The sequence below is a fragment of the Microcoleus sp. BM001215392 genome (assembly GCF_036700185.1).
GTDB lineage: Bacteria > Cyanobacteriota > Cyanobacteriia > Cyanobacteriales > Microcoleaceae > Microcoleus.
This window is the reverse complement of sequence record NZ_JAUBOJ010000568.1, coordinates 1-3,277: the sequence shown is the minus strand read 5'-3', so window position 1 is coordinate 3,277 and position 3,277 is coordinate 1. Positions and strand designations below refer to the sequence as shown.

Sequence of the window (3,277 nt, the reverse complement as noted above, 5' to 3'; positions counted from 1 at the left end):
AAGAACTTACTCAAAGTCCCCCTTCTTAAGGGGGATTTAAAGGGATCTCCGAGGAATAAATAGTTTTAACCCAACCGTATTAGGGGTGCCCCTTAGTAGTTCAACGCAATAATTTTTACAATGGCAATTTCATCTTTCAATCTTTCAGACCTCACCGGATCTAACGGCTTTACCATCAACGGCGTTGCCCCTTATGACACATCAGGTTATAGCGTCAGCGATGCTGGCGACATCAACAACGATGGTATTGCTGACATAATTATTGGCGCACCTGGATTTACTGGTAGTAATCCTGGCGCCACCACCACTCCTGGTACTAGCTATGTAGTGTTCGGATCGAAAGCAGGATTCCCTGCTAACTTTGAACTCAGTACCCTTAACGGCACTAACGGCTTCGCCCTCAAAGGCGTTGCGGCAGATGACTTCACTGGCTTGAGTGTCAGCGGTGCTGGGGACGTTAACGGCGATGGCAAAGATGACCTGATTATCGGAGCATTTGGGGCTGACCCCAACGGACTGATAGATGCAGGCTCCAGCTATGTAGTGTTCGGCTCCAAATCAGGATTCGCTCCCAGCATTGACCTCGCTACCCTCAACGGCATTAACGGCTTCACCATCAACGGCATGGCGGCGGGAGATCAATTGGGTTCCTCAGTTAGCGGTGCTGGAGATGTCAACGGTGATGGCTTCGCTGACTTGAGTATCGGCGCACCTTATGCTGACCCCAACGGACTTCAGGATGCGGGTAAAACCTATGTGGTGTTCGGCTCCAACCAGGGATTCCCTACCAGCCTCAACGTCAGTACCCTTAACGGTAATAACGGCTTCACCATCAACGGCATGGCGGCGGGAGACGAATTGGGCGTCTCAGTCAGCGCCGCCGGAGACGTTAACGGTGACAGCAAAGATGACCTGATTGTCGGGGCATTTGGGGCAGACCCCAACGGACTAGAGAATGCGGGTCAAAGCTATGTAGTGTTCGGCTCAACTCAAGGATTCGCTCCCAGCCTCAACGTCAGTGCGCTCAACGGCACTAACGGCTTTGCGATCGACGGCAAAGCCGAGGGTGACTTCTCAAGCAGAGTCAGCGCCGCCGGAGACGTTAACGGTGACGGCTTTGATGACCTGATTGTCGGGGCATTTGGGGCAGACCCCAATGGCAACGCCTATGCAGGCACCAGCTATGTGGTGTTCGGTTCACCTAAAGCGTTCCCCGCCAACTTTAAGCTCTCTGGACTCAATGGCACTAACGGCTTTGCCATCAACGGTATTGCCGGGGGTGACCTCTCAGGCTTTAGTGTCAGCAGTGCCGGGGACTTCAACGGCGATGGTATTGATGACCTGATTGTCAGCGCACCTCAGGCTAATAACGTTGCGGGTCAAAGCTATCTAGTGTTCGGCTCAAAAGAAGGATTCGGAGCCAGCATTAACCTTTCTTCCCTCGACGGCATCAACGGCTCTGTTCTCAATGGCGTTAATCCAGAGAACTTCTCCGGCATCTCAGTTAGCGGTGCTGGAGACATCAACGGCGATGGTGTCGATGACCTGATTATCGGTGCCACTTATGCTGACCCCAACGGCAAAACCAACTCTGGCTCTAGCTATGTCGTCTTCGGTAAAGTCCCCACCTTGGGCACGGAAGGCAAGGATGTGCTTAACGGTACATCTGGTAACGATGCACTCTACGGTCGTGGCGGCAACGATAAGATATTTGGCGGTGAGGGGGTCAACACTCTCTTGGGTGAGGATGGCAACGACGAGATTTACGGGGGTTCCCAAACTGATTACATCAATGGTGGCAACGGGAACGATGACATTTACGCGGGTGGGGGCAACAATACGATCTATGGCGGGCCTGGTAACGACTCGATCTACTCGGGTTCTGGCGATGACCTGATTTTGGGCGGCGCCGGCAACAATCGGATTTTCTTGGGCGGCGGCAAGGACGTAGTTGTCCTGCAAATCAACAAGGGCGTCGATCGCATCGACAATTTCCAGGTGGGTCAGACGACACTCGGTCTCTCCGGTGGCTTGACGTTTGAGAAGTTGGCGATCGATCGAAGGGGGAATGATACTGTAATCAAATTTGCCAGCACTGGCGAAGAGTTGGCGCGTTTGAATGGGGTACCAGCTAGCAGTATCGGCTCTAGTAGCTTCGTCAAAGTTTAGTGCGATCGAACTGCTTTGACAGTGTTTCATATGGTTTCCGGTTGCATCGGAATTATTAGCCAGGACACGGCGCCGTGCCTTTCGTCGTGTCAACTTAACGTACAACCAGCAGTCCGGCAGGGGTTGAAACCCCTGCCTCATAGCGAAAGTCCTCTCAAAGAGGACTAATATCATGTCCGATCGAACAATTACAATAAGTAAGGTTTGTATTACTAGCGATCGACCGGACATGATATTATAAGCAGTTACCCGAACCTGATATAATGAGTTCTTCAGTCCTCTTGAGCGAGGACTTTCGCTATGAGACTCTTAATTGATTCCCTGGCGGACTGCCGGGTGACTGAGAGGACTGGCGGACTAAAAGCTTAAGTTGACACCAATAGCCAGTGCCGTGTCCCTACAATTCATCGCGGTGTCTCCTCTATATCATAAGGAGTGCAACCGGATTTGATATCACTCTTCGACAACGCACTCAGTTAGGGGACTCCCGATCGGTTTCCCTAACTTTTCTTTAAATAACAAACAAGCACGCACAACAAATAACAAATAACAAATAACAAACATACTAATCAAGACAGATGCAATGCAATCAAACCGTAATGGCTTTGCGGCTAAACAAATTCCCCTAATGATCGAAGATGCACCAGACATAGCGGCGCACAGTGGAAATTTGCTCGATTCTGCTACCCCCTCAACTAGCGCCCCCTCCCTGGAAATCAATGCCTCCCGCCAGTTCACCTCCTGGTTAGCCGAGCAAAACCTGAGTCTTGCTTTCACCACCTATCAGGCGGGGAAAGTTTTTTTTATTGGGTTGCAACCGAATGGACAGTTGTCGGTATTCGAGCGCTCCTTTGAGCGCTGCATGGGGTTGTATGCAGAGGGTTCAACTCTCTACATGAGTTCTCTGTATCAACTGTGGCGGTTTGAAAATGCTCTGCCTCAGGGAGAAGTTCACAATGGCTATGACGGCGTATACGTGCCTCAGGTAGGTTACATCACGGGGGATTTGGACGTACATGACGTGGTGGTAGAAGTACCCCCCCAGCCCCCCTTATCAAGGGGGGAGCCAGAAAAACAGAATTTTGTTCCCCCCCTTACTAAGGGGGGG

At 51.3% G+C, this 3,277-nt stretch carries 2 protein-coding genes; both read left to right on the top strand.

The genetic code is table 11. The features are described 5' to 3' along the window. Positions 1 to 120 precede the first annotated feature (120 nt). Positions 121 to 2,169, top strand: a complete 2,049-nt coding sequence (locus QT974_RS32745; RefSeq protein WP_333472530.1) for a hypothetical protein — start codon at positions 121 to 123, stop codon at positions 2,167 to 2,169. A gap of 583 nt (positions 2,170 to 2,752) precedes the next feature. Further along, positions 2,753 to 3,277: DUF4915 domain-containing protein (locus QT974_RS32740; protein WP_333472529.1), on the top strand; the 525-nt coding region annotated here is incomplete at its 3' end.

Bases quoted from the DNA above. Each gene is read 5' to 3' on its own strand.
- QT974_RS32745 (WP_333472530.1), top strand. From the start codon at position 121: ATGGCAATTTCATCTTTCAATCTTTCAGACCTCACCGGATCTAACGGC.